The 21298-nt window shown below is 71.6% G+C and carries 22 protein-coding genes; 12 read left to right on the plus strand and 10 right to left on the minus strand.

What is annotated here, in order from left to right:
- The first annotated feature begins 3 nt into the window (after positions 1-3).
- Complete coding sequence (gene groL / locus OJ997_RS02265; RefSeq protein ID WP_270023371.1) at positions 4-1638, plus strand: chaperonin GroEL; 1635 nt, start codon at positions 4-6, stop codon at positions 1636-1638.
- A gap of 558 nt (positions 1639-2196) precedes the next feature.
- On the opposite strand, the gene OJ997_RS02270 is transcribed toward groL, so the two are convergent.
- Genes OJ997_RS02270 through OJ997_RS02285 form a run of 4 tightly spaced genes read right to left on the minus strand, consistent with a single transcriptional unit; the run spans position 2197 to position 5019 of the window.
- Positions 2197-2409: a hypothetical protein gene (locus tag OJ997_RS02270; protein WP_270023372.1), complete on the minus strand. Its 213-nt coding sequence runs from the start codon at positions 2407-2409 to the stop codon at positions 2197-2199.
- Between the two features lie 6 nt (positions 2410-2415).
- A complete protein-coding gene (locus OJ997_RS02275) occupies positions 2416-3189 on the minus strand; it encodes an ABC transporter ATP-binding protein (RefSeq protein ID WP_270023373.1) in 774 nt (257 codons plus the stop codon).
- Positions 3186-4145, minus strand: coding sequence for a FecCD family ABC transporter permease (locus OJ997_RS02280; protein WP_270023374.1), 960 nt, complete (start codon positions 4143-4145; stop codon positions 3186-3188). Before OJ997_RS02280 ends, OJ997_RS02275 begins: the two co-directional genes overlap by 4 nt.
- Before the next feature lie 28 nt (positions 4146-4173).
- The gene (locus tag OJ997_RS02285; protein WP_270023375.1) at positions 4174-5019 is read right to left on the minus strand and encodes an ABC transporter substrate-binding protein; all 846 of its coding nucleotides are present in this window, start codon (positions 5017-5019) and stop codon (positions 4174-4176) included.
- Between the two features lie 119 nt (positions 5020-5138).
- On the opposite strand from OJ997_RS02285, the gene OJ997_RS02290 reads away from it, so the two are divergent.
- From OJ997_RS02290 to OJ997_RS02305, 4 genes are all read left to right on the plus strand, one after another.
- Entirely contained in the window at positions 5139-6401 is a 1263-nt protein-coding gene (locus OJ997_RS02290) for an HtaA domain-containing protein (protein ID WP_270023376.1), read from the plus strand.
- Positions 6398-7546, plus strand: a complete 1149-nt coding sequence (locus OJ997_RS02295) for an HtaA domain-containing protein (RefSeq protein ID WP_270023377.1) — start codon at positions 6398-6400, stop codon at positions 7544-7546. Before OJ997_RS02290 ends, OJ997_RS02295 begins: the two co-directional genes overlap by 4 nt.
- Before the next feature lie 26 nt (positions 7547-7572).
- Positions 7573-8616 carry a hypothetical protein gene (locus OJ997_RS02300; protein ID WP_270023378.1) on the plus strand — a complete coding sequence of 348 codons (1044 nt, stop codon included), beginning with the start codon at positions 7573-7575 and terminating at the stop codon, positions 8614-8616.
- A gap of 67 nt (positions 8617-8683) precedes the next feature.
- Entirely contained in the window at positions 8684-9505 is an 822-nt protein-coding gene (locus tag OJ997_RS02305; RefSeq protein ID WP_270023379.1) for a HugZ family pyridoxamine 5'-phosphate oxidase, read from the plus strand.
- Here the strand turns inward: OJ997_RS02305 and OJ997_RS02310 are convergent.
- Positions 9502-11115, minus strand: a complete 1614-nt coding sequence (locus OJ997_RS02310; protein WP_270023380.1) for a virginiamycin B lyase family protein — start codon at positions 11113-11115, stop codon at positions 9502-9504. The two genes, OJ997_RS02305 and OJ997_RS02310, sit on opposite strands and share 4 nt — an antisense overlap.
- A 64-nt stretch (positions 11116-11179) precedes the next feature.
- Here OJ997_RS02310 and OJ997_RS02315 point away from each other — a divergent pair, with 64 nt between their 5' ends.
- The 4 genes from OJ997_RS02315 to OJ997_RS02330 are packed head-to-tail and all read left to right on the plus strand — an operon-like array spanning position 11180 to position 13474.
- Positions 11180-11755, plus strand: coding sequence for a TetR/AcrR family transcriptional regulator (locus OJ997_RS02315; protein WP_270023381.1), 576 nt, complete (start codon positions 11180-11182; stop codon positions 11753-11755).
- Positions 11756-11786: 31 nt separating this feature from the next.
- Positions 11787-12227, plus strand: coding sequence for a hypothetical protein (locus tag OJ997_RS02320; protein ID WP_270023382.1), 441 nt, complete (start codon positions 11787-11789; stop codon positions 12225-12227).
- Entirely contained in the window at positions 12211-13203 is a 993-nt protein-coding gene (locus OJ997_RS02325; protein ID WP_270023383.1) for an alkaline phosphatase family protein, read from the plus strand. The genes OJ997_RS02320 and OJ997_RS02325 overlap by 17 nt, the downstream gene beginning before the upstream one ends.
- Before the next feature lie 19 nt (positions 13204-13222).
- Entirely contained in the window at positions 13223-13474 is a 252-nt protein-coding gene (locus OJ997_RS02330) for a cupin domain-containing protein (protein ID WP_270023384.1), read from the plus strand.
- Here OJ997_RS02330 and OJ997_RS02335 read toward each other — a convergent pair.
- Positions 13457-14635, minus strand: coding sequence for a glycine C-acetyltransferase (locus tag OJ997_RS02335; RefSeq protein ID WP_270023385.1), 1179 nt, complete (start codon positions 14633-14635; stop codon positions 13457-13459). The two genes, OJ997_RS02330 and OJ997_RS02335, sit on opposite strands and share 18 nt — an antisense overlap.
- A gap of 3 nt (positions 14636-14638) precedes the next feature.
- Positions 14639-15667, minus strand: a complete 1029-nt coding sequence (tdh, locus tag OJ997_RS02340) for an L-threonine 3-dehydrogenase (protein ID WP_270023386.1) — start codon at positions 15665-15667, stop codon at positions 14639-14641.
- Positions 15668-15702: 35 nt separating this feature from the next.
- Here tdh and OJ997_RS02345 point away from each other — a divergent pair, with 35 nt between their 5' ends.
- Positions 15703-17130, plus strand: coding sequence for an amidase (locus OJ997_RS02345; RefSeq protein ID WP_270023387.1), 1428 nt, complete (start codon positions 15703-15705; stop codon positions 17128-17130).
- Here OJ997_RS02345 and OJ997_RS02350 read toward each other — a convergent pair.
- The gene (locus OJ997_RS02350; protein WP_270023388.1) at positions 17024-17965 is read right to left on the minus strand and encodes an SDR family oxidoreductase; all 942 of its coding nucleotides are present in this window, start codon (positions 17963-17965) and stop codon (positions 17024-17026) included. The two genes, OJ997_RS02345 and OJ997_RS02350, sit on opposite strands and share 107 nt — an antisense overlap.
- 32 nt (positions 17966-17997) lie before the next feature.
- On the opposite strand from OJ997_RS02350, the gene OJ997_RS02355 reads away from it, so the two are divergent.
- Both OJ997_RS02355 and tyrS read left to right on the plus strand, forming a co-directional pair.
- On the plus strand, positions 17998-18261 hold the full coding sequence (locus OJ997_RS02355; protein ID WP_270023389.1) for a 4Fe-4S dicluster domain-containing protein: 264 nt from the start codon (positions 17998-18000) through the stop codon (positions 18259-18261).
- Complete coding sequence (tyrS, locus tag OJ997_RS02360) at positions 18248-19501, plus strand: tyrosine--tRNA ligase (RefSeq protein ID WP_270023390.1); 1254 nt, start codon at positions 18248-18250, stop codon at positions 19499-19501. The genes OJ997_RS02355 and tyrS overlap by 14 nt, the downstream gene beginning before the upstream one ends.
- 39 nt (positions 19502-19540) lie before the next feature.
- On the opposite strand, the gene OJ997_RS02365 is transcribed toward tyrS, so the two are convergent.
- Together OJ997_RS02365 and OJ997_RS02370 are read right to left on the minus strand one after the other, a co-directional pair.
- On the minus strand, positions 19541-20713 hold the full coding sequence (locus tag OJ997_RS02365) for an Mrp/NBP35 family ATP-binding protein (RefSeq protein WP_270023391.1): 1173 nt from the start codon (positions 20711-20713) through the stop codon (positions 19541-19543).
- Positions 20714-20736: 23 nt separating this feature from the next.
- The gene (locus OJ997_RS02370) at positions 20737-21297 is read right to left on the minus strand and encodes a response regulator (protein ID WP_270023392.1); all 561 of its coding nucleotides are present in this window, start codon (positions 21295-21297) and stop codon (positions 20737-20739) included.
- Position 21298: the final 1 nt, after the last annotated feature.

Here is a 21298-nt window from a genome sequence, read left to right on the forward strand (position 1 = left end):
CACATGGCTCACAAGGAACTGAAGTACGACGTCGAGGCCCGCAAGGCCCTCGAGCTCGGCGTGGACGCCGTTGCCAACGCCGTCAAGGTGACCCTCGGCCCGCGCGGCCGTTACGTCGTCCTGGACAAGAAGTTCGGTGCTCCCACGATCACGAACGACGGTGTGACCATCGCTCGTGAGATCGAGGTCGAGGACGTCTTCCAGAACCAGGGCGCCCAGCTCGTCCGCGAGGTCGCCACGGCGACCAACGATGTTGCCGGCGACGGCACCACGACCGCGACGGTCCTCGCGCAGGCCATCGTCCGCACCGGCCTCAAGAACGTGGCCGCCGGCGCGAACCCGCTGTCCCTGAAGAAGGGCATCGAGATCGCCGTCGACCAGGTCGTCGAGCACATCCGCTCGCAGGCCAAGGAGATCTCCGGCAAGGACCAGATCGCTCGCGTCGCGACGATCTCGGCCGGCGACGAGGAGATCGGCGACGTCATCGCCGACGCCATCGACAAGGTCGGCAAGGACGGCGTCGTCAACGTCGAAGAGGGTCAGACCTTCGGCATGGACCTCGAGTTCACCGAGGGCATGCAGTTCGACAAGGGCTACATCTCGCCCTACATGGCGACCGATCAGGAGCGCATGGAGGCGGTCCTCGAGGATCCGTACATCCTCATCGCGAACCAGAAGATCGGTTCCGTCCGCGACATCCTCCCCGTGCTGGAGCAGGTCATCCAGTCCGGCCGCCCGCTGCTGATCATCGCCGAGGACGTCGAGGGCGAGGCTCTGGCCACGCTCATCGTCAACAAGCTCCGCGGCACGTTCACGGGCGTCGCCGTCAAGGCCCCGGGCTTCGGCGATCGCCGCAAGCGCATGCTCGAGGACATCGCGATCCTCACGGGCGGCGAGGTCATCACGGAAGAGATGGGCCTCAAGCTCGAGAACACGCAGATCTCGCAGCTCGGCCGCGCGCGTCGCGTCGTTGTCGCCAAGGACAACACGACGATCGTGGACGGCGCCGGCGAGACCGACGCCATCAAGGGCCGCATCAACCAGATCAAGGGCGAGGTCGAGAACACCGACTCCGACTTCGATCGCGAGAAGCTCCAGGAGCGCCTCGCCAAGCTCTCCGGCGGTGTCGCCGTCGTCAAGGTCGGCGCGGCCACCGAGACGGAGATGAAGGAAAAGAAGCACCGTGTCGAGGACGCCCTCCAGGCGACCCGCGCGGCGCTCGAAGAGGGCATCGTCCCCGGCGGCGGCATCGCGCTGGTTGAGGCCGCTGCGGCCATCAACCTCGACGCCACCGGCATCGACGACGAGAAGACCGGCATGCGCATCGTCCTGCGCTCGCTCGAGGAGCCGCTCCGTCAGATCTCGGAGAACGCCGGCTTCGAGGGCTCGGTCGTCGTGAACGAGGTCCGTCGCAGCGAGGCCGGCATCGGCCTCAACGCCGCGACCGGCGAGTACGTCGACCTCGTGGCCGCGGGCGTCATCGACCCGGCCATGGTCACGCGCTCCGCGCTGCAGAACGCCGCGTCGATCGCCAAGAACATCCTCACCACCGAGGCCATCGTGGCCGAGGTCCCGGAGAAGGATGGCGGCGGCGGCGGTGGCATGCCCGACATGGGCGGCATGGGCGGCATGATGTAAGCCAGCCTCACGGCTGAAGTTGTTGGCTCGAGGGCCCGGCGTTTGCCGGGCCCTCGGCCGTTAACGGCAACAGCGACGGCAGACCACACCGTCGGGCGCCGCGTCAAGAAATTCATGCCCGCGCGGCCGCGCGTTGTGCTGCCGCAACAGGAATTTCTTGACCCGTCGCGGCCGGTGTGGTGTGGGCAGGTGAGGAGGGTTCCCCTCACTGTGGAACGCGCTGCGTTCCCCCGGTTTGACGGCTAGGGCCGGTTTCGGGAGGGGGTGCCCTTACGAAACGGTCCTGTCAGGACGCTCACGTTGGGCACCCCCCTCGATCAGGCCCGAAATCGGGGGGTGCCGCACAAAAGCGGCCTGGCAGGCGCGTTTTGTACGACACCCCCTGCGAACCCGGCCCTAGCCATGTCCGAGGGGAACGCGTACGCGTTCCACAGTCCGGGGAACCCGGCTCATCTGCACATGAGCGCGCCGGCCGCGTCGGGTCAAGCGGGCTCGCCGCGAAGCGCGAGTTTGCTTGACGCGGCGCCCGACGGTGTGCTCAGCCGTTGACGTTCGCCGTCAGCGCGAGGTCAAGTGCCAGCCACCGCAGATGGTGCACTGGTACGGGCGGGTCGCGGCCGGGCGGCCCGGCGCCGCGTTCATCAGCGCGATCGACCGCGCCTCGGCCTCGCTGGCGTAGCGCTCCTTGTTCTCACAGCTCGTGCGCTGCGCGCGGGCGGGCTGGAACAGGACCGGCGGTGGGCCCGGGGCACGGCGATTGCGGCGCGGCACGGCGATTCACCGGCCGAGCCAGTTCACACGCAGCGCGCCGGCGTCGTCGAGCTCGGCGTCCACGCGCCACACGTCGCTCAGGCGCTCGGGGGTCAGGACTTCGGCGGGCTTGCCGGTCGCGGCGGTCTTGCCTGCGGCCATGACCACCACGGTATCCGCGATCGCCGCGGCCAGCGCCAGGTCGTGCACGACGAGGATCACGGACAGGCCGTCGTCGGCGAGGCGGCGCAGGAGCCGCGCGACGATCGCGGTCGCGCCGAGATCGAGGTGCGAGGTGGGCTCGTCGGCGATCAGGACGGGCGCTTCCTGCGCCAACCCGACCGCGATCTGGACGCGCTGGAGCTCGCCACCCGACAGCGTCGTCAGGCGCCGGTCCGCGAACTCGTAGGTGTTGGTGCGCTCCATGGCCTGGTCGACCGCGTCGTGGTCGTGCCGGGTGGGGCGCTGGAAGGCCTTGATGTGGGGGGAGCGGCCGAGCTCGACCGCCTCGCGGACCGTCACGCCCGCGGGTACCGGCGCGCGCTGGGGAACGAACGCGCGCAGCCGGGCGATCTTGCGCCCCTTGAGCTCGCCGAGCGGGGTGCCGCCCCAGCGGACGTCGCCCTGCTCCATCGCCTGCAACCCGGAGACCGCGCGCGACAGCGTCGACTTGCCGGCGCCGTTGGGCCCGACGACCGCGAGCAGCTCGCCCGCGTGCACGCTCATCGAGGCGCCGTGCAGGATCGGCGTGTCGCCGATCTTCACGTGCACGTCGGTGGCGACCAGACGCGCCTCGCTCATACGGCTTCGCGCAGGAGCCAGAGGAACAGCGGCACGCCCAGCACGACCATCAGCGGGCCGACGGGCAGCTCGATCGGCGCCAGGACCACGCGCGCGAGCGTGTCGGCGGCGACGAGCAGCGCCGCGCCGGTGAGCGCCGAGGCGGGGATGACGAAGCGGTGCGACGCCGTCCCGCCCGCGAGCCGCACGAGGTGCGGGATCACGAGCCCGAGGAAGCCGAGCAGGCCCGCGATCGCGGCGGCGGACGACGCCAGCAGCGCGGCCGCGGCGGCCGCCGCGAGGCGCACGAGCCGCGGACGCCCGCCGAGCGACGCGGCGACATCGTCACCCAGCGCGAGCCGGTCGAGCGGCCGCGCGAGGAAGATCGCCATCACGAAGCCGACGCTGAAGTACGGCCAGACGACGCTCAGCGACGACCACCCGTCCGACGACAGGCCGCCCGCGATCCAGAAGATCGCCGACTGCACCCGGTCGCTGTAGGCAACCATGAGCGACGTGGTGGCGGCGCTGAAGAGCGCCGTGATGGCGATCCCGGCGAGGATGACCCGCCCGATCGCACCCGCGTGCGCGCCGGACCAGCCGATCAGGAACACGATCCCCGCGGCGGTGACGCCGAAGACGAGCGCGCCGACCGGCAGCAGCGCGATCGCGCTCGGCCACACCAGCAGGGTCAGCATCGCGCCGAACCCCGCGCCGCCCGTCACGCCGATCACGTCCGGCGACGCGAGCGGGTTCGCCAGCGCGCCCTGCAGCAGCGCGCCGGCCACACCCAGCGCGGCGCCCACGACGATCGCGGACACCGTCCGCGGGAGCCGCAGCTCGACGACGATCTGCCGCAGCGGCCCTTCCTCGGCCTGCCCGGTCAGCGACTGCCAGATGTCCGAGAACGGCACGTGGACCGCGCCGAGGATCATCGACGCCGTCGCGGCCGCGAGCAGCGCGACGGTGGCCGTCACGACCACGGAAGATCGGCGGAGCGTCAAATCAGTAGTTCTTCAGGAACTTGGCGCGGACGCTGCGGATCGTCGCCGCCACGCCCGGATAGGGCTGCAGCAGCTGGTTGCCCGTGGCAACGTACACGCGCTTGTTCTTGACGGCCTTGGTGTTGCGCCAGTTCGGGTTCGACGCGTAGTACTTCGCGAGCTTGCTGATCGCGCCCGGGTTGCCGTGCGGCACGGCGATGATGATGTCCGGGTTGCGCTGCACGACGATCTCGTCCGAGATGCGGACGATCCCGCTCGGCGCGGTGAGGCCGTTGGTGAGCAGCTGCCCGCCGGCCTTGGCGACCACGTCGCCGCCCCAGGAGTTCGCGAGCATCGCGTAGGGCGTGCGGCCGACGCCGAGGATGAGCAGCACGCGCAGGCGGCGCTTGATGCCCTGCTGGGCGGCGCGCACGTCGTTCTCGATCTTGGTCGCGAGCGAGTTGGCGGCCCGCGTGCGGCCGAGGAGCTTGCCGATCGCGCGCGTCTCACGGCCGACGGCCGCAACGCTCGTGGGATCGGACTCGTAGACCTTCATCCCGAGCCGGCGCATCGGCGCGGAGCCACGCTGCCAGGTCTTGCTGGACAGCACGATGCTCGGGTTGTAGGTGGCGAGCTGCTCCATGTTCGGACCCAGCGGATGCGTGAGCGTCAGCACCGGCACGCCCTTGAGCGAGGCGAGGTACTGGTCGGTGCCACCGAGGGTCTGGCCGACCACCACCGGGCGCACGCCGAGGCGGGTGATCGTGGAAGCAGAGAAGGGAGTCAGCGCGGCGACGCGGGGAGCGGCCTGCGCGGGAGCGGCAAAGAGCAGGAGAGCCAGAAAGACGGCGACGACAAGGCGGTTCATGGGGCCCATTAGGCTACCCTAAGCCGGTGTGTTAGGGTCGTTTTCCGTCCACCCAGGTCGGAATTGGACTGATGTCTTACTGTCGCTCTGTCTTCGCTCTCGTCGTTGCGTTCTGCGCCGTGGTTCCCGCCACCGCTGCGGCCACCCCGGCACCCGCTTCCATCGAGCTGTCGGCCTCCGGCCAGCGCGCGCTGAAGCAGTCGTCGCTGAGCGTCGCCTCGGTCCCACGCGGCCCGAAGAAGACGACGCTGTGGCTCGGTCCGGGCAAGACGACGATCGGCTCCTCAGCCACCGTCGAGCTCATCGGCTCGCTCCGGTTCACCGCCGGCAAGCGCAAGGTTGACGCGACCGCGCTCGAGCTCGCGCTCGGCCGGACGTCGTCGTCGATCTCCGGCAAGGTCGGCAAGCAGCGCGTCAAGCTGTTCGCGGTCACGCCGACCCGGCCCGCTGAGCTCGACGCCGCGGCCGGCCGCCTGGCGCTCACCCGCGCGAAGATCGCGCTCACGCCGGCCGCCGCGAAGGCGCTGCGCAGCACGCTCAAGCTCAAGCGCACGCCGTCGACCGCCGCGCTCGGGACCTTCAGCGTCGCGATCGCGCCGGAGCTCGGCACGGTCCCGGCCCCGACGCCGATCGCGGTGCCTGCGCCGGGTCCGTCACCGACCGTCCAGGCCTCGCCCACGCCGGAGTCCACCCCCATCGCCACGCCGACGGTGACCGCAACGCCCACCGCCACGGCCACGGCCACCCCGAGCGCGACCGCGACGCCCGGCCCCGCCCTCGACTGCGCGCAGCGCTTCGACAAGACGCCCGCCGGCGTCGTCGACTGGTTCGGCTGCGCGCTGCCCGGCTCCACCGATCTCAAGAGCTGGACGAACTACCTGCAGATGCCGTTCCCGCAGTTCCCGTGCCCCGGCTCGGCGGGGAGCATCGTGCCCGGCTTCGGTGCGTCCCAGGTCGTCGCGGGCGACAAGTACGACCACCGCTTCCCGGTGCTCAGCAGCGAGGTGGGAACCGACGGCTCCGCCACGGTCGTGCTCGGGGGCAACGTGACCTACACGCTCCCCGTCCACGGCATCAACGAGCAGATCGGCTCGCTGCGGGTCGTCATCAACCCCGGCGGCCTGACCGGGACGGTCTACGCCGATGGCTACGCGAAGCCGTTCGACACGAGCCCGGCGACCTGCACCGCGGCGCCGACCCCGTACACGGGCCAGCCCGTCCTCTCGCTGAACCTGACGGGGATCACGCCCGTCACCACCAGCGGTGTCACGCGCTGGATCAGCGTGCCCGCGACGGTCATCGACACCGGCGACCGCATCGGCGGCGGCTCCTACGACGGCTCGGCGTGGGGCACCTTCACGATCGCGCTGCCGACGCGATGAAGCGCCTCCTCGGCACGGCGCTGGCCTTCGCGGTGCTGGCTCCGTCCGCGCAGGCCGCCACCACCGGCTCGCTCACGCTCACGGTCACCGCGAAGGCCGACCGCGCTCTCGACGCGCGCGGCGTGACCCTGGGAACGACGGGCAAGGTCTCGCGCAGCGGCCGCACGCTCTCGCTCCCGCTCAGCGCCGGGGACGCCAAGTCGCTGCGCACGGCGGGCGGGTTCCGACTGCGCGCGAAGCGCCGCTCGATCACGCTCACGGCCCCGCGTCTGGAGCTGGGCACCAACCCGCGCGTCACGGCCGTGCTCGGCGGCAAGCGCAGCACGCTCTTCACGCTCGCCGTCGCGCCCAACCAGACCGCCGCCGGCGTCTCGCTGGAGCGCACGGGCGCGACGCTGGGCGCCGCGGCCGCCCGGACGATCGCCCGCAAGCTCAAGGTGCGGGCGCTCCCGCGCTCGAGCTTCGCCACCGTCGCGGCCGCCGCCAGCTTTGGCGCCCCGGCGCCGACGGCGCCGCAGCCCGCGCCGACCGGCCCCTGCGTCACGACCACCGCCGGTGGCACGCCGCCGACGCCGGGCACGACCGAGCCACCCGTGAAGGCCCGGCCCGCCGGCGCCCGCACGGTCACCGGCGCGACGCTCACGTGGCGCGTGCGCGAGTCGTTCATCCGCTACATCGCGGCCGGCGAGGGCACCACGCCTTCACGCGGCGCCGCCGGGACGGCGCCCGAGTCGCTCGAGGGCGCCCCGCCGCTCGTCTACGCCTTCACCTTCCCGTTCGCCGAAGGCTGGTGCGACCCGGCGACGGGTGCCGCGCGCATCGCGTTCACCGGCACCGTCGCCTTCCGCTATCAGCAGCACACGATCGACCTCGTGGTCAACGACCCCGAGGTCGAGCTCGACGGACCGGCCTCCCGCGTGATCTTCCGGATGACCGGTTCGGACGGCACAGCCGGAGGCAACAAGCGGGCCGTCGTCGAGACGCTCGACGTCTCCAAGGCCACCGTCACCGGCGGGGGCAACGCCTTCGCCTACGAGCGCATCCCGGGCGCGATCCCGCCCGGGGCTGCCAGTTCGCTCTTTGCCGGCTACTACCTCCCGGGCGAGCCGTTCGGGTCGGTCTCCATCTCCTTCAACACCGAATGATCCCGCGAAAGGACTCACGGACTCACATGCGCAAGCTCTTCCTGGCGCTCGGCGCGACGGCGCTGCTCGTCGCCCCGGCCACGGCCTCGGCCGCCGACTACAAGGTCACGGGCGGCAAGGTCGACTGGACCATGGCCAACGCCTACGCCTCCGGCGCCACGACGAACACGTGGTTCGGCTACATCACCAACGCCACGGGCGGCTTCCCGTCCAACGGCTCCGTGACCGCGAACGCTCCCGCGACGATCACCGGCCCCGCCGGCGCGATCACGACGATCGACCCGGCCTCGCCGAAGGGTCTCGACCAGATCTACACGCTCGGCTTCCCGGTCGACGCCGGCGGCACGTACAGCGACCTCGGTGTCGGCACGGTCAACCTGACCGGCAAGCTGGACCTCGTCTCCCACGCATGGAACGGCACGTTCGTGAATCCGCGGATCACGCTCAACGGCCTGACCGGCACCATCACCTCCACCGGGACCACCATCGCGGCGACCCCGGTGGCCGTGGATCACTCGAAGGTCCAGTTCAACCTGGACCTGTCCAACGCGACGGTCACGCAGCGCGCCGACGGCTCCAAGCGCATCAGCAACATCGTCCCGATCGGCACCGCGGACAGTATCCTGGCCGGCTACGCGGGCCAGGCTCGCTACGGCGCGATCACGCTGACGCTCGCGGTCGAGTACCCGGAGCCGGGCACGGGTCCGCAGGGCCCGAAGGGCGACACGGGCGAGACGGGTAACGCCGGCGCGGCCGGCACGACCGTGCTGGGGTCCCCCGGCGCCGTCGGTCCGCAGGGTCCGGCCGGCCCGCAGGGTCCCGCCGGCAAGGACGGCAAGAACGGCACGAGCGCGAAGATCAGCACCTTCACGCTGAAGTCGGCGCCGTTCACCGGCACCGCGACGCGCAAGGTCCGCGTGCTCCAGCGCAAGACCGGCAAGGTCCTCGCCACCGGCACGCTCAAGGGCCGCAAGCTCCGCGTCAGCCACCTGACGACGACGAGCCTCAAGGGCAGCTACGTCGTGAAGCTCACGAGCGGCACGCGCCGCGCCCTCATCACGCTCCGTTAGGGTCACCTAACAATCTTGGCGACAGGTGTCTTGATCTTGGAGACACCTGTCGCTAACGTGCCGGGACATGGCCGCTCCCGCGTTCCCGACTGACCACATCGCGCCCGCTGACGCCTACATGGGCGCCGCGCCGCTGACTCCCGTCACTCCCTCTCAGACGCGCACCGCGGCTGAGGAGGCCCGGACGCTCGTCGCCCAGGGCAAGATGGCCGCCCTCGCGACCACGAGCGAAGACGGCACGCCGTGGGCCTCGGCCGTCCTGTACGCGGCGCTCGCGGACGGCACGCCGATCCTCTGCCTCTCCACGCTGGCCGAGCACGGCCGCAACCTCACGCGTGAGCCGCGCGCGTCGCTGATGATCGGCGAGGCCGATCCCGTCGGCGACCCGCTCGACAACGGCCGCGTCACGCTCGCGGGTCGCGTCGAGGTGCTCGCCGGCGCGGCCGAGGAGGAGGCGAAGGAGGCCTACAAGGCCGCTTCGCCCGCGTCCGGCCTGTACGGCGGCTTCGGGGACTTCACGTACTACGCGCTGCGCGTGGACCGGGTGCGCTGGGTCGGCGGCTACGGCCGCATGGACTCCGCCGACGCCGCCGACTACCACGCCGCCGAGGCCGACCCCACGGCCGCCGGCGCCGCCTACGCGATCAAGCACCTCAACGAGGACCACGCCCAGAACCTGCTGGACATGGTCCGCGTGCTCGGCGGCCACCCGGACGCGACCGAGGCGACCTGCTCAGCGATCGACCGCTACGGCATGAACCTCAACGTGCAGACGCCGCGCGGCTTCACCACCACGCGGATCGCGTTCGCGGAGACGGCGAACAAGCCGGGTGACCTGCGCGGCGCGACGGTGGAGCTCGCCCGCCGCGCCCGTGGCGAAGCGGTCTAACCCCCGCGCTTGAAGGTCACGTTCTTCTTCAGGACCTGCTTCGGCTTCTTGGTGCCCTTGACCGTCTGAGTCACGGTCAGGGTCGCCTTGAAGGACTTGAGCTTCTTGCGGAGCTTCTTTCCCTTGCTGTTGAGCTTGATCGTGACCTTCTTGCTCTGACCGCCGTTGAGCGTCACGGTCGCCTTGCCGATCGTCGTGAGCTTCGCCGCCGAGCTGTGCGCGCCCGGGAAGCCCTTGACGTACTCGCGCGTCTGGACCAGGTAGACCAGGCTGCACTTGTCCTGCGGCGGGCCGACGCAGATCTGGTTCGCGGTGATGCTGTCGCCCTTGACCGAGGGCTTGGACACGCTCGCCGTCGCCACGGTGCCGCCGGTGAGGACGGTCGTCGTGGTCGGGGTGGGCGCGGTGCCCGGGGGCGTCACGACCGTTCCCTCGCCGCCGGTCTCGGGCCCGCCGCCGCCACCGCCACCGCCGGTCGGCGGTGCGATGCCCTCGAGGCCGACGAGCCGGCCGATCGCCGTCCCGCCCGCGCCGGCGCCGCCGACGAACCAGACCGTGCCGCGCGCCGTGTCCGGCACGGCGTTGAGCGGAGCGTTGGCGCTGCCGAGCCGGTAGAGCGTGGCCTGCAGGCTCACCGCGTCCACCCGGACGATCGCGTTCGCGCTCGCCGCACCGCCGACCGCGAGCCAGAGCCCGCCGTCCGCGCCGACCGCGATCGACCGCGGGATGCCGCCGACCAAGCCCATCGCGTCGAGCGGGTACTCGACCTGGGAGGCGCCCGGCACCATGCGCGTCACCGCGCGCTTGAGCTCGTTCGTGTACCAGACGGCTCCGTCCGGGGCGACCGCGACGTCGGTGAGCCCCGTGCCGGTGTGGCTGCCCGAGCACGGCGACCCGGCGCCGCACGGCGCGTCGTACTCCACGTAGCTGCCGCCCGTCACCTTGGCGACCCGATAGCCGGCGTTGCCCGGGTTCGCCTGCGTGAACCACGGCGTCCCGTCGGGCGCGACCGTCACGCCGCGCGGCAGCGCGTCGAACCGGATCGAGTAGTAGGTGCCGGTGTAGGTCTGCAGGCTCGGCAGCTCGCCGAGCGTGAGATCGGGCGCGACGAACGCCATCCGGCTGCCGAGCCGCTGGAACGGGTCCGCAGTCCCCGGCCCGGCGGAGTACTCCGCCATCCAGGCGCCGCCGCCGGGCGCCGCGGCGATGCCCCAGGGCGCGACCGGCACGGTTCCGAGCGTGACCGTGTCGCCGACCAGCTTGCCGACCGTGCGGTCGCTGCGGGTGAAGTACAGCCGCGCGTCCTTGGCCGACCAGGTCATGTCGCGCAGCTGCGAGGAGCAGCAGCCTTCGGCGTCCGGCGTCTTGAGGCCGGTGATCCCGGTCGAGGTCCCCGGCGTGACCTGCGCGGTGTTCACGCGGCCGATCGGCGGCTCCTCGGTGTTGTCGCTGCCGCCGAAGAAGACGTTCCCGTCCGGCGTGACCTCCAGGGCACCCGTAGTGCTCGCGATCCCCGCCGGAAGCGCGAAGTATTGGGTGGTGACGTCGGCGTGGGCAGCCGGTGTCGCGACCGCCAGACCCAGCGCCGCGACGACGAACATGGCTCTCATGGCACCGACTCTCTCGCGGCCGCCACCCGCTGTGCGCCCCCCGACCGCCTAGCATTTCGCGTTCATGCCCCAGATTGACGCGCCCACAGTCGTCGAGCACCGCGCGCAGCAGCGCGAGGCGCTGCTGGACGGCGCCGAGCAGATCCTCCTCGAGGAGGGTCACAGCGCGCTCAACTTCGGGCATCTCGGCGAGCGCACCGGGCTCGCCCGCAACTCGATCTACCGCTACTTCAAGAACCGCGACGAGCTGATCGCGGCGCTGTGCGAGCGCGACATGCCTCGCTGGCTGGAGGAGCTGCGCACCGCCATGGACGCCGCCCCGGACCCGGACGCGCGCATCGCCGCCTACGTCTCGATCCAGCTCCGGCTCGTCGTCGCGGGCGCCCACCGGCTCGCCCAGCTGCTGGGCGACGCGCCGCTCGGCCCGGCCGTCCGCGCGCGCATCAACGCGCTCGCCTACCGTCCCGCCGCGCTGCTCGAGCCCGAGCTGCACGGTGACCCCGACGCCCGGCTCGCCGCCCAGCTCGTCCAGGGCGTTGTCAACGCGGGCGTCCGCCTGCTGCACTCGGCGTCGATCGACGACGTCGAGCCGCTCACCGTCGCCCTCGCGCAGACGCTGGTCGCCTCCCGCCGCGCATGAAGCCCGCGCTCGAGATCCGCTACCGCCGGGCATGACCGGTGAGGCGCTGGTCGAGCAGACGACCTTCGAAGGCGAGGAGGCGACGCGGTATCCGCTCGCACGCGCCAAGCAGGGCGTGCTGGTGGCCGGCATGCTGGTTTTGACGGCCGCCGGGAACGTCATCGCGCTCTTGGGCGAGCCGCTGATCGGCGGGTCCATCGCCGTCGCCGGCGGCGCCATGGCCGTCGTCAACGGGGTCGCGCTGCTGCGCCCGCGCGGAATCGTGCTCACCCCGACCCGGCTCGTCGCGGTGCTCAACCGCCGGCACGAGCTGTCCTGGGATGAGGTCGAGGGGGTCGAGCTCGACTCGAGGCGCTCGCGCGTGATCGTGATTCGCACCGCGAGCCAGGCGATCAGGCTGCCTGCCGACGTGTTCACCTCGCGCCCCGAAGAGATCGTCGCCGCGATCGAGGATCGTGCTGGGCTTCGCTGACCTGCCCGCGCGGATCGACGCGCTCGCGGCGGAGCAGGATCAGCTCGGCGTCGTGCTGCTGGACGCGTTCGGGTGGGCGTTCGTGCAGCGCCACGCCGACCATCCGTTCCTGAAGGGCCTGGAGATCGAGCCGATGCGCTCGCAGTTCCCGTCGACGACGACCGCGCACCTGACGACGCTCTACAGCGGGTTGCCGGTGACCGAGCACGGGTTGTACGAGTGGCGGTGCTTCGAGCCGGTCGTCGGCGACGTGATCCGGCCGCTGCGGTTCGCGTACGCCGATCGCGACGAGCCGCTGACGATCGCGCCGGCCGAGCTGTTCCCGTGGCCGAGCCGCTGCGCGGGCGCCACCGTCCTCCAGCCCGCACAGATCGCGGACACGCCGTACGGCTCGGCGGCGTTCGCGGGCGCGACGATCATCCCCTTCGAGACGATCGAGGAGGGCGCGGCGCGGCTGGGCGCGCTGCCCGGGCTCACCTTCCTCTACTGGGACGCGATCGACGCCACCGGCCACCGCGAGGGACCGTCGAGCCAGGCGTTCGTCGACGCCTCGCTGCGGGCGCTCGACGCGCTGGCGACCGTGAAGACCCCGCTGCTCGTGACCGCCGACCACGGCCAGCTCGACGTGCACACCACGGACCACCTGGACCTGTTCTGGCCGGAGGTCACGCGCCACCTGACGCGCCCGCCCGCCGGCTCCGCGCGCGACCTGTTCCTGCACGTCGACGACCCGGACACCGTCGTGCGTGAGCTGCAGGCCCGGCTCGAGCACCGCGCCGAGGTCCGCCTCGCGCACGAGCTGTTCGAGCAGCTCGGCCCGCGCCTGCGCGACCGCCTCGCCGACGTCTGCGTGCTGCCGGCGCCCGGCCGCATGGTCGGCCTGACGAGCGCGCCGAGCCCGGAACGCCGCTTCAAGGGCCACCACGGCGGCCTCACGCCCGAGGAGTCCGAGACCTGGATCGGCATCCAGGCATGAAAGTGACGGGGCGGAGGAGGTGTTCCTCGTGCTCGCCGGCACGCTCACGCTCGGCATCGAGGGCGAAGAGCGGGCGCTGGAGCAGGGCGAGATCGTGCGCGTCGCGCCTGACGTACGGCGCCAGCTCGTCAACCGCGGCCCCGCCGACTGCCTGCTGCTCGCGCTCGGCGGCGCGGGCGAGCACATCGGCCGCGACGGCGAGGCCTACGAGGCGTGGGACGCCGAGACCGGCGCCCCACCCCAGCAGGTGCCGCTACCCGGCGATCTCTGAGCGGACGTCGACGAACGCGTCGATCGCGCGGTCGATGTCCTCGAGCGAGTGCGCGGCCGACATCTGCGTGCGGATGCGGGCCTGCTCGCGCGGGACGACCGGGAACGAGAACGCGATCACGTAGACGCCGCGCTCGAGCATCGCCTCGGCCGTGCGACCGGCCAGCACCGCGTCACCGAACATGACCGGCGCGATCGGGTGATCGCCTGGCAGCACGTCGAATCCGAGCTCGGTCATGCGCGAGCGGAAGCGCTGGGTGTTGGCGCGCAGCTTCTCGCGCAGCTCGCCGCCGCTCTCCAGCAGCTCGAGCGCCTTCAGCGAGGCGGCCACGATCGGCGGCGCGAGCGTGTTGGAGAACAGGTACGGGCGCGAGCGCTGGCGCAGGAGCGCGACGATCTCGGCCTTGCCGCTCGTGTAGCCGCCCGACGCGCCGCCGAGGGCCTTGCCGAGCGTGCCGGTGATGATGTCCACGCGGTCCATCACGCCCTTGAGCTCCGGCGTGCCGCGGCCGCCCTCGCCGACGAAGCCGACGGCGTGCGAGTCGTCGACCATGACCATCGCGTCGTACTTCTCCGCGAGGTCGCAGATCTCGTCGAGCTTGGCCACGTAGCCGTCCATGGAGAAGACGCCGTCGGTCGCGATGAGCCGGCGCCGGGCACCGGACGCGGCCTTCAGGTGCGCCTCGAGCTCGTCCATGTCCGAGTTCGCGTAGCGGTAGCGCTGGGCCTTGCAGAGGCGGATGCCGTCGATGATCGACGCGTGGTTCAGCGCGTCGGAGATGACCGCGTCCTCAGGCCCGAGGAGCGTCTCGAAGAGCCCGCCGTTGGCGTCGAAGCAGGAGCCGTAGAGGATCGTGTCCTCCATGCCGAGGAACGACGAGATGCGCGCCTCGAGCTCCTTGTGGATCTCCTGCGTGCCGCAGATGAAGCGCACGGACGCCATGCCGAAGCCCCAGCGGTCCAGGGCCTCCTGCGCGGCCTCGATCAGCGCGGGATGATCCGCGAGCCCGAGGTAGTTGTTCGCGCAGAGGTTCAGGACCTCACCGCCAGCGACCGTCACGTTGGCCTGCTGGGGCGAGCCGATCACACGCTCGGCCTTGAACAGGCCCGCGGCGCGGATCTCGTCGAGCTCACCGGCGAGCTGCTCACGAACCGAGTACATGCCCTAGTCCCTCCAGTGCAGGATGACCTTGCCCGCCTCGCCGCTCGCCGCCGTGGCGAAGGCTTCCTCGTGGTCGGCGGCGGAGAAGTGGTGCGTGATCACGGGCGAGATGTCCAGCCCGCTCTGGACCATGACGGTCATCGCGTACCACGTCTCGTACATCTCGCGGCCGTAGATGCCCTTGATCGTGAGCATGTTGAACACGACCTGGTTCCAGTCGATCGCGAACTCCTCGGGCGGGATGCCCAGGAGCGCGATCTTCCCGCCGTGCGACATGTTGGCGATCATGTCGCGCAGCGCGCTGGCGTTGCCCGACATCTCCAGGCCGACGTCGAAGCCCTCGTCCATGCCCAGCTCGTGCTGGACGTCGGCGAGCTTCTCGGTGCGCACGTCGACGGCGCGCGTGACGCCCATCTTGCGCGCGAGCTCGAGCCGGCTCGGGTTGACGTCGGTGATGACGACGTGGCGCGCGCCGGCGTGGCGGACGACCGCCGCGGCCATCGCGCCGATCGGGCCCGCGCCGGTGATCAGCACGTCCTCGCCGAGCACCGGGAACGCCAGCGCCGTGTGGACGGCGTTGCCGAACGGGTCGAAGATCGACGCCACGTCGCGGTCGATGTTCGCGCCGTGATGCCAGACGTTGGTCATCGGCAGCGCGATGTACTCGGCGAACGCGCCGGTCCGCGAGACGCCGATGCCCTCGGTGTGCGCGCACAGATGGCGCCGGCCCGCCATGCAGTTGCGGCAGCGGCCGCAGACGAGGTGGCCCTCGCCGCTGACGTGGTCGCCGGGCTTGAAGCCGGTGACGTTGTCGCCGACGGCGACGACGTCCCCCGCGAACTCGTGCCCGATCACGAGCCCGACCGGGACGGTCTTCTGGGCCCAGGCGTCCCAGTTGGAGATGTGCAGGTCAGTGCCGCAGATCCCCGTGCGGTCGACGCGGATGAGCACGTCGTTGATCCCGATCTCAGGCTCGGGTACGTCCTGGAGCCACAGACCGGGCTCAGCGTGTGCCTTGACAAGTGCGCGCATAAAGCGGCGACGACACTAGTAGGTAGGGTGCCCGGATGGTGGACACCGCGTTCGCTTCCGCCGTGGAGATCTCTGCGCTCGTCCGGAGCGGGGAGGCCAGCGCGCGGGAGGTCACCGAGGCGGCGCTGCGCCGGATCGAGGCGCTGAACCCGGCGATCAACGCGTTCACGGCCGTCGAGGCCGAGCGGGCGCTCGCCGCGGCGGACCGGGTCGAGCCCGGCGACGGGCAGCCGTTCGCGGGCGTGCCGATCGCCATCAAGGGCAACGTGCCGGTCGAGGGCTATCCGCTCAGCAGCGGCTCGAAGTTCCTCGACGGCTTCCGGCCCGATCACTCGGCCTTCCTGGTCCAGCGCCTCCAGGAAGCGGGCTTCGTGGTCGTGGGCATCACGAACCTGCCGGAGTTCGCGATCCTGCCGACCACCGAGCCGCGCTTCGACGGTCCCACGCGCAACCCGTGGAACCTGGAGCGCACGCCGGGCGGCTCCAGCGGCGGGTCGGCGGCGGCGGTCGCGGCGGGGCTGGTGCCGATCGCGCACGGCAACGACGGTGGGGGCTCGATCCGGATCCCCGCGGCCTGCTGCGGGCTGGTGGGGCTGAAGCCGAGCCGCGGCCGCGTGTCGGTCGGCCCGGACATGGGCGAGTCCTTCCTGGCCTGCAACGGCGTGCTCACGCGCACGGTCGCGGACACCGCGCACGCGCTGGACGTGATCGGCGGCTACGAGGTCGGCGACGCCAACTGGGCGCCGAAGCCGCCCGAGCCGTACGCGACGGCGATGCGGCGGGACCCGGGGAAGCTGCGGATCGCCGTCACGGCCGCGAACCCGCTCGGCGTGGAGCCGCCCGCGGACGCGCTCGCCGGCGTGCGCACGGCGGCGGAGATCCTCCAGGGCGTCGGCCACGAGGTCGAGGAGGTCACGCCGCCCTTCCCGCCCGCCGAGGTACTGGACGCGTTCATCAACGTCTTCGGCCCGGCGATCGCGCTCGGGATCGAGTCGGCGGTGCGGATCAACGGCCGCGAGCCGGGAGAGGACGAGATCGAGCCGCTCTCCCGCGCGATCCTCGACCGCGCCCGCACGACCCCCGCCGTCGCCTACCTGAGCACGCTCGCCCAGCTGCAGGGGCTCGCGCGGCGGCTCGTGGCCTTCTTCGCCGACTACGACGTCCTGCTCACGCCCGCGCTGGGCGAGCGGCCGCTGAAGATCGGCGAGTGCCACGGCTGCGGCGAGGAGCCGATGCGCGACCTCTCGCGCTCCGGCGTCTTCACGCCCTACACGTCGCTGTTCAACGTGACCGGGCAGCCCGCGATCGCGGTGCCGATCGGGCTCGGCGCCGACGGCCTGCCGACCGGCGTGCAACTCATCGGCCGGCCGCTGGCCGAGGATCGGCTCCTGCAGCTGGCACGGCAACTCGAGTACGCGAATCCCTGGGCGCACCTAAGACCGCCGACATCGGGCGCGGGGTGACGCCGAGCGCGCGGGCGTCCTCGGTCCCGCGCGTGGAGAGCATCTCGATCGCGAGCAGCTGCGCCTCGTCCCACGTGATCAAGGACGTGGGCCCGGCGAGCGTCTCCTCGGCCCGCAGCGCGGCCCGCAGGCCCGCCAGCGGCAGCGGGAGCGGGCGGCGTCGCCTTCCGGCCGCGGCCAGCACGAGCCGGACGACCTCACGCTGCGTGAGGGTCTCCGGGCCGGCGAGCTCGAACCGGCGGTGCCCGTCGGCGCCGTTCAGCGTGGCGAGCACCGCGTCGGCCATGTCCTCGGCCCAGATCGGCTGCGTGCGCGCGATCCCGCGACCGACCAGCGGCACCACGGGCAGGTAGCCGAGCCGCTCGATCCACAGCAGGTGGCGGTCGCCGGGAGCGTAGATGAGCGAGTGGGCGAGCGTCGTGGTCGGGATCTCGGCCTCCTCCACCACCGCGCCGGCGAGCGCCTTCGCCCGCTGCATGCGCATCGGGTGGTGGGGCGTCGCGCCGAGCGGCGTGATCCACACGAAGTGCTCCACGCCCACCCGCTCCGCGGCCTGCAGCAGCCGGAAGGTGGCGAGGCCGTTGAGCTCCTCGACGGACGCGCGAGCCTGGTCGCGCGCACCGCCCGCGAGGTGGATCACGGTGTCCACACCACGCAACGCGTTGCGCCACGAAGACGGATCGGCCAGATCTCCGATCGCCAATTGCACCCTTACGCGCTCGGGTCCCAGACGGCGCGGATCCCGCACCAGACAGCGCACGGGGACGCCTCGCGCGACCAGACGTCGCACGACGGCGTGACCCAGCAGGCCAGTGGCACCGGTCAGAAGCAGCAAGTCGATCTTCAGCCTATGCGACCATTGACGCCATGGCCTACGTGATCGCCGAGCCCTGCATTGGAACCAAGGACAACTCCTGCGTCGAGGTCTGCCCCGTCGACTGCATCCACCCGACGCCCGACGAGCCGGACTACGACAAGGTCGAAATGCTCTTCATCGACCCGGACGAGTGCATCGATTGCGACGCCTGCGTCGAAGCCTGCCCCGTAGACGCGTGCTTCGCTGAAGATCAGCTGCCGGAGGAGTGGGCTCCCTTCGCTGAGCGCAACGCTGCGTACTTTGCCGGTCGCTAGCACCCAGAGCGTCCTCGACGAGCTTCACGCCCGCGGTCTCTTCGACGAGTGCACCGACGAGGAGGCGCTGCGCGCCCGCCTCGCCGAGGGCCCGCTGAAGCTGTACTGCGGGTTCGATCCGACGGCGTCCAGCCTGCACGTCGGCCACCTGCAGGGCCTGGCCGTGCTGCGCCTGTTCGCGCGCTTCGGCCACCGGCCGATCGCGCTCGTCGGTGGCTTCACCGGCATGGTCGGGGACCCGTCGGGCAAGAGCGCCGAGCGCAACCTGCTCGGCGAGGAGGAGCTGGACCGCAACCGGGCCGGGCTCTACGAGCAGATGTCACGCCTGCTCGAGGGCTCGGAGCCGATCATGGCCGACAACCGCGACTGGTGGCTGCGGATCTCCGCGCTGGAGCTGCTGCGCGAGATCGGCAAGCTGGTCTCGGTCAACGACATGCTCAACCGCACTTCGGTGCGCACGCGGCTGGCGTCGGACGCCGGGCTCTCCTACACCGAGTTCAGCTACCAGATCCTCCAGGCCTACGACTTCGTGCACCTGCGCAAGGCGGAGGAGTGCGAGCTCCAGGTCGGCGGCTCGGACCAGTACGGGAACATCACGGCCGGCACGGACATGATCCGGCGCCGCGGCCTCGGTCGCGCGTTCGGGCTTGTCTGGCCGCTGATGACCAAGGCCGACGGCACCAAGTTCGGCAAGACCGAGGGCGGGAGCGTCTGGCTCGACCCCGAGCGCACCTCGCCCTACGCGTTCCACCAGTTCTGGCTCAACAGCGCCGATGACGACGTCCGCTCGCTGCTGCTGAAGTTCACGCAGCTGAGCGCCGAGGACGTCGACGCGCTGATGGCCGAGCACGAGGAGAACCGTGGCCGGCGCTTGCCGCAGGCGCGGCTCGCCGACGAGCTGACGTCCTGGGTGCACGGCGAGGAGGCCACGGAGGCCGCCAACCGCGCCCGCGCGGCGCTGTTCAGTGGCACGCTGGAGGAACGCGACCTCGACGTGCTGGACGGCGAGATCCCGACGTTCCGGTTCACCCGCACCGAGCTGGCCGAGAAGAACACCGCGGGCCTGCTGCAGGCCACCGGCCTCGTCTCGAGCTACTCCGAGGGCCGCCGCACGGTCGAGTCGGGCGGCGCCTACGTGAACGGTGAGCGCGCCGAGGCCGAGCTGGACGCGGCAGACGCGACGTTCCTGCTGCTGCGCCGCGGTCGGCGCAACCACGCGCTGGTGCGGATCGAGGACTAGCCGAGGCGGCGGCCCCCGCCGCCGCCTCGAAGCTTCTTGCTAGCCGGCCATGGGGAGGGACATCCCCACGGGCTGCGGCGGGCCGGCCTGGACGACCTGGAGGGCCGGAGCCGGGGTGGAGTCCAGCACGGGCAGGGCGATCGGCTTCGCGGGCGCGAGCGCGATGAGGCCGCGTGCGGCGTGGAAGATCGCCTGCGCGGCGGCGTCGTCGGGATCGACGGCCACCAGCGGGATGCCGGCGTCCGCGTGGGCGCGCAGCGGCATCGTCAGCGGCACCTGGCCGAGCAGCGGCACGTCGAGCTCGTCGGCCAGGTTCTGGCCGCCGCCCTCGCCGAAGATCGGGAAGCGCTCGCCGGACGGCGTCGTGAAGCCGGACATGTTCTCGATCACGGAGCTGATCGTCAGGTCGACCTTGTCGGCCATCTGCGCGGCGCGGCGCGCGACCTTCTGGGCGGCGTCCTGGGGCGTCGTGACGATCATGAACGTGGCCTGCGGGAGCAGCTGGGAGAGCGTCATCGAGACGTCGCCGGTGCCCGGCGGCAGGTCGATCAGCAGGTAGTCCAGCTCGCCCCAGGCGACGTCGTCGAGGAACTGCGTGAGCGCCTTGTGCAGCATCGGGCCACGCCACACGACCGCCTCGTCCTCCTTGAGGAAGAAGCCGATCGAGATGACCTTCAGGCCGTGCGCCTCCAGCGGGAGGATCTTGCGCTCGGGAGAGACCTTGGGACGCTGGCCGCCGAGGCCGAGCATGCGCGGGATCGAGTAGCCCCACACGTCCGCGTCCAGCACGCCGACCGTCTTGCCCTCGGCCAGCAGCGCGGCGGCGAGGTTGACCGTCAGCGTGGACTTGCCGACGCCGCCCTTGCCCGAGCCGATGCAGACGACGTTCGCGACCTGCGCGAGTGCGCCCTCGGGCAGCCCCGCGGCACGACCGAGCTTCTTCTGCAGGCCCTGCTTCTCGACGTCGGACAGCACGTCGAAGCCGACGCTGACGGCGGTGACGCCTTCGACGGACTTGACCGCGGCGGCGACGCCGGTCTGGAAATGGCCTTTGATCGGGCAGCCGGGGGTCGTCAGCGAGACCGTGACGTTCACGGCACCGGACTCCGCGATGTCAATCGAGCGGACCATCCCGAGCGTGACGATGTCTTTGTGGAGCTCGGGATCGATGACGACCTTAAGCGCCTCGAGGATCTGGTCTCTCGTGGGCATGCCGCCTATTTTGGCAGGGTGCGCTAGGCGGCCGCGAGGGGTCGGCGCCCCGACAGCCGCGCGAGCATCTGCTGACGCCGCGTAAGCGCCGACTGGAGCGAAAGGCCGAGCGTCGACGCCAGCTCCTCCTCGGATACGCCGTGGGCGAGCATGCCCAGGATCGCGAGGTCCGACGGCTCCAGCCGCTCCCCGACGGCCCGCAGCGCGCGCGGGTCCAGCGCCGGGCGCAGCTCGCCACGCAGCACGGACGTCAGCGCGCGCGGCGACGCCGACTTGGCGAGCACCGCGTAGGCCCCGGCGATGGCCGCCCGCACGCCGAGCGCCGCGTCCGCGAACGCGCTGTAGATGACGACCCGCGGCGGCTCCGGCAGCGCGCGCGTGCGCAGGGTGAGCGAGAGCCCGTCGTCGTCGGGCAGGTGCAGATCCACGAGCGCGACCGCCGGACGCAGGTCCGCGATCGCCTCGAACCCCTCGCGCGCGGTGGCCGCGGTGGCCACCACGCGCAGCCCGTCCTCATCGTCGAGCAACCCGCGCAACCCCGACCGGACCGCGGGATGGTCATCGACGATCACGAGATCCAGCATC

The sequence above is a fragment of the Solirubrobacter phytolaccae genome (assembly GCF_027587195.1).
In the GTDB taxonomy this organism is placed as follows: domain Bacteria; phylum Actinomycetota; class Thermoleophilia; order Solirubrobacterales; family Solirubrobacteraceae; genus Solirubrobacter; species Solirubrobacter phytolaccae.

What these genes read in the sequence shown, in the direction of transcription:
- groL (WP_270023371.1), top strand. Translation starts at nt 4, where the DNA reads ATGGCTCACAAGGAACTGAAGTACGACGTCGAGGCCCGCAAGGCCCTC.
- OJ997_RS02275 (WP_270023373.1), bottom strand. Translation starts at nt 3,189, where the DNA reads ATGAGCGAGGCGCGTCTGGTCGCCACCGACGTGCACGTGAAGATCGGC.
- OJ997_RS02285 (WP_270023375.1), bottom strand. Translation starts at nt 5,019, where the DNA reads ATGAACCGCCTTGTCGTCGCCGTCTTTCTGGCTCTCCTGCTCTTTGCC.
- OJ997_RS02295 (WP_270023377.1), top strand. Translation starts at nt 6,398, where the DNA reads ATGAAGCGCCTCCTCGGCACGGCGCTGGCCTTCGCGGTGCTGGCTCCG.
- OJ997_RS02300 (WP_270023378.1), top strand. Translation starts at nt 7,573, where the DNA reads ATGCGCAAGCTCTTCCTGGCGCTCGGCGCGACGGCGCTGCTCGTCGCC.
- OJ997_RS02305 (WP_270023379.1), top strand. Translation starts at nt 8,684, where the DNA reads ATGGCCGCTCCCGCGTTCCCGACTGACCACATCGCGCCCGCTGACGCC.
- OJ997_RS02310 (WP_270023380.1), bottom strand. Translation starts at nt 11,115, where the DNA reads ATGAGAGCCATGTTCGTCGTCGCGGCGCTGGGTCTGGCGGTCGCGACA.
- OJ997_RS02315 (WP_270023381.1), top strand. Translation starts at nt 11,180, where the DNA reads ATGCCCCAGATTGACGCGCCCACAGTCGTCGAGCACCGCGCGCAGCAG.
- OJ997_RS02320 (WP_270023382.1), top strand. Translation starts at nt 11,787, where the DNA reads ATGACCGGTGAGGCGCTGGTCGAGCAGACGACCTTCGAAGGCGAGGAG.
- OJ997_RS02335 (WP_270023385.1), bottom strand. Translation starts at nt 14,635, where the DNA reads ATGTACTCGGTTCGTGAGCAGCTCGCCGGTGAGCTCGACGAGATCCGC.
- tdh (WP_270023386.1), bottom strand. Translation starts at nt 15,667, where the DNA reads ATGCGCGCACTTGTCAAGGCACACGCTGAGCCCGGTCTGTGGCTCCAG.
- OJ997_RS02345 (WP_270023387.1), top strand. Translation starts at nt 15,703, where the DNA reads ATGGTGGACACCGCGTTCGCTTCCGCCGTGGAGATCTCTGCGCTCGTC.
- OJ997_RS02355 (WP_270023389.1), top strand. Translation starts at nt 17,998, where the DNA reads ATGGCCTACGTGATCGCCGAGCCCTGCATTGGAACCAAGGACAACTCC.
- OJ997_RS02365 (WP_270023391.1), bottom strand. Translation starts at nt 20,713, where the DNA reads ATGCCCACGAGAGACCAGATCCTCGAGGCGCTTAAGGTCGTCATCGAT.
- OJ997_RS02370 (WP_270023392.1), bottom strand. Translation starts at nt 21,297, where the DNA reads ATGCTGGATCTCGTGATCGTCGATGACCATCCCGCGGTCCGGTCGGGG.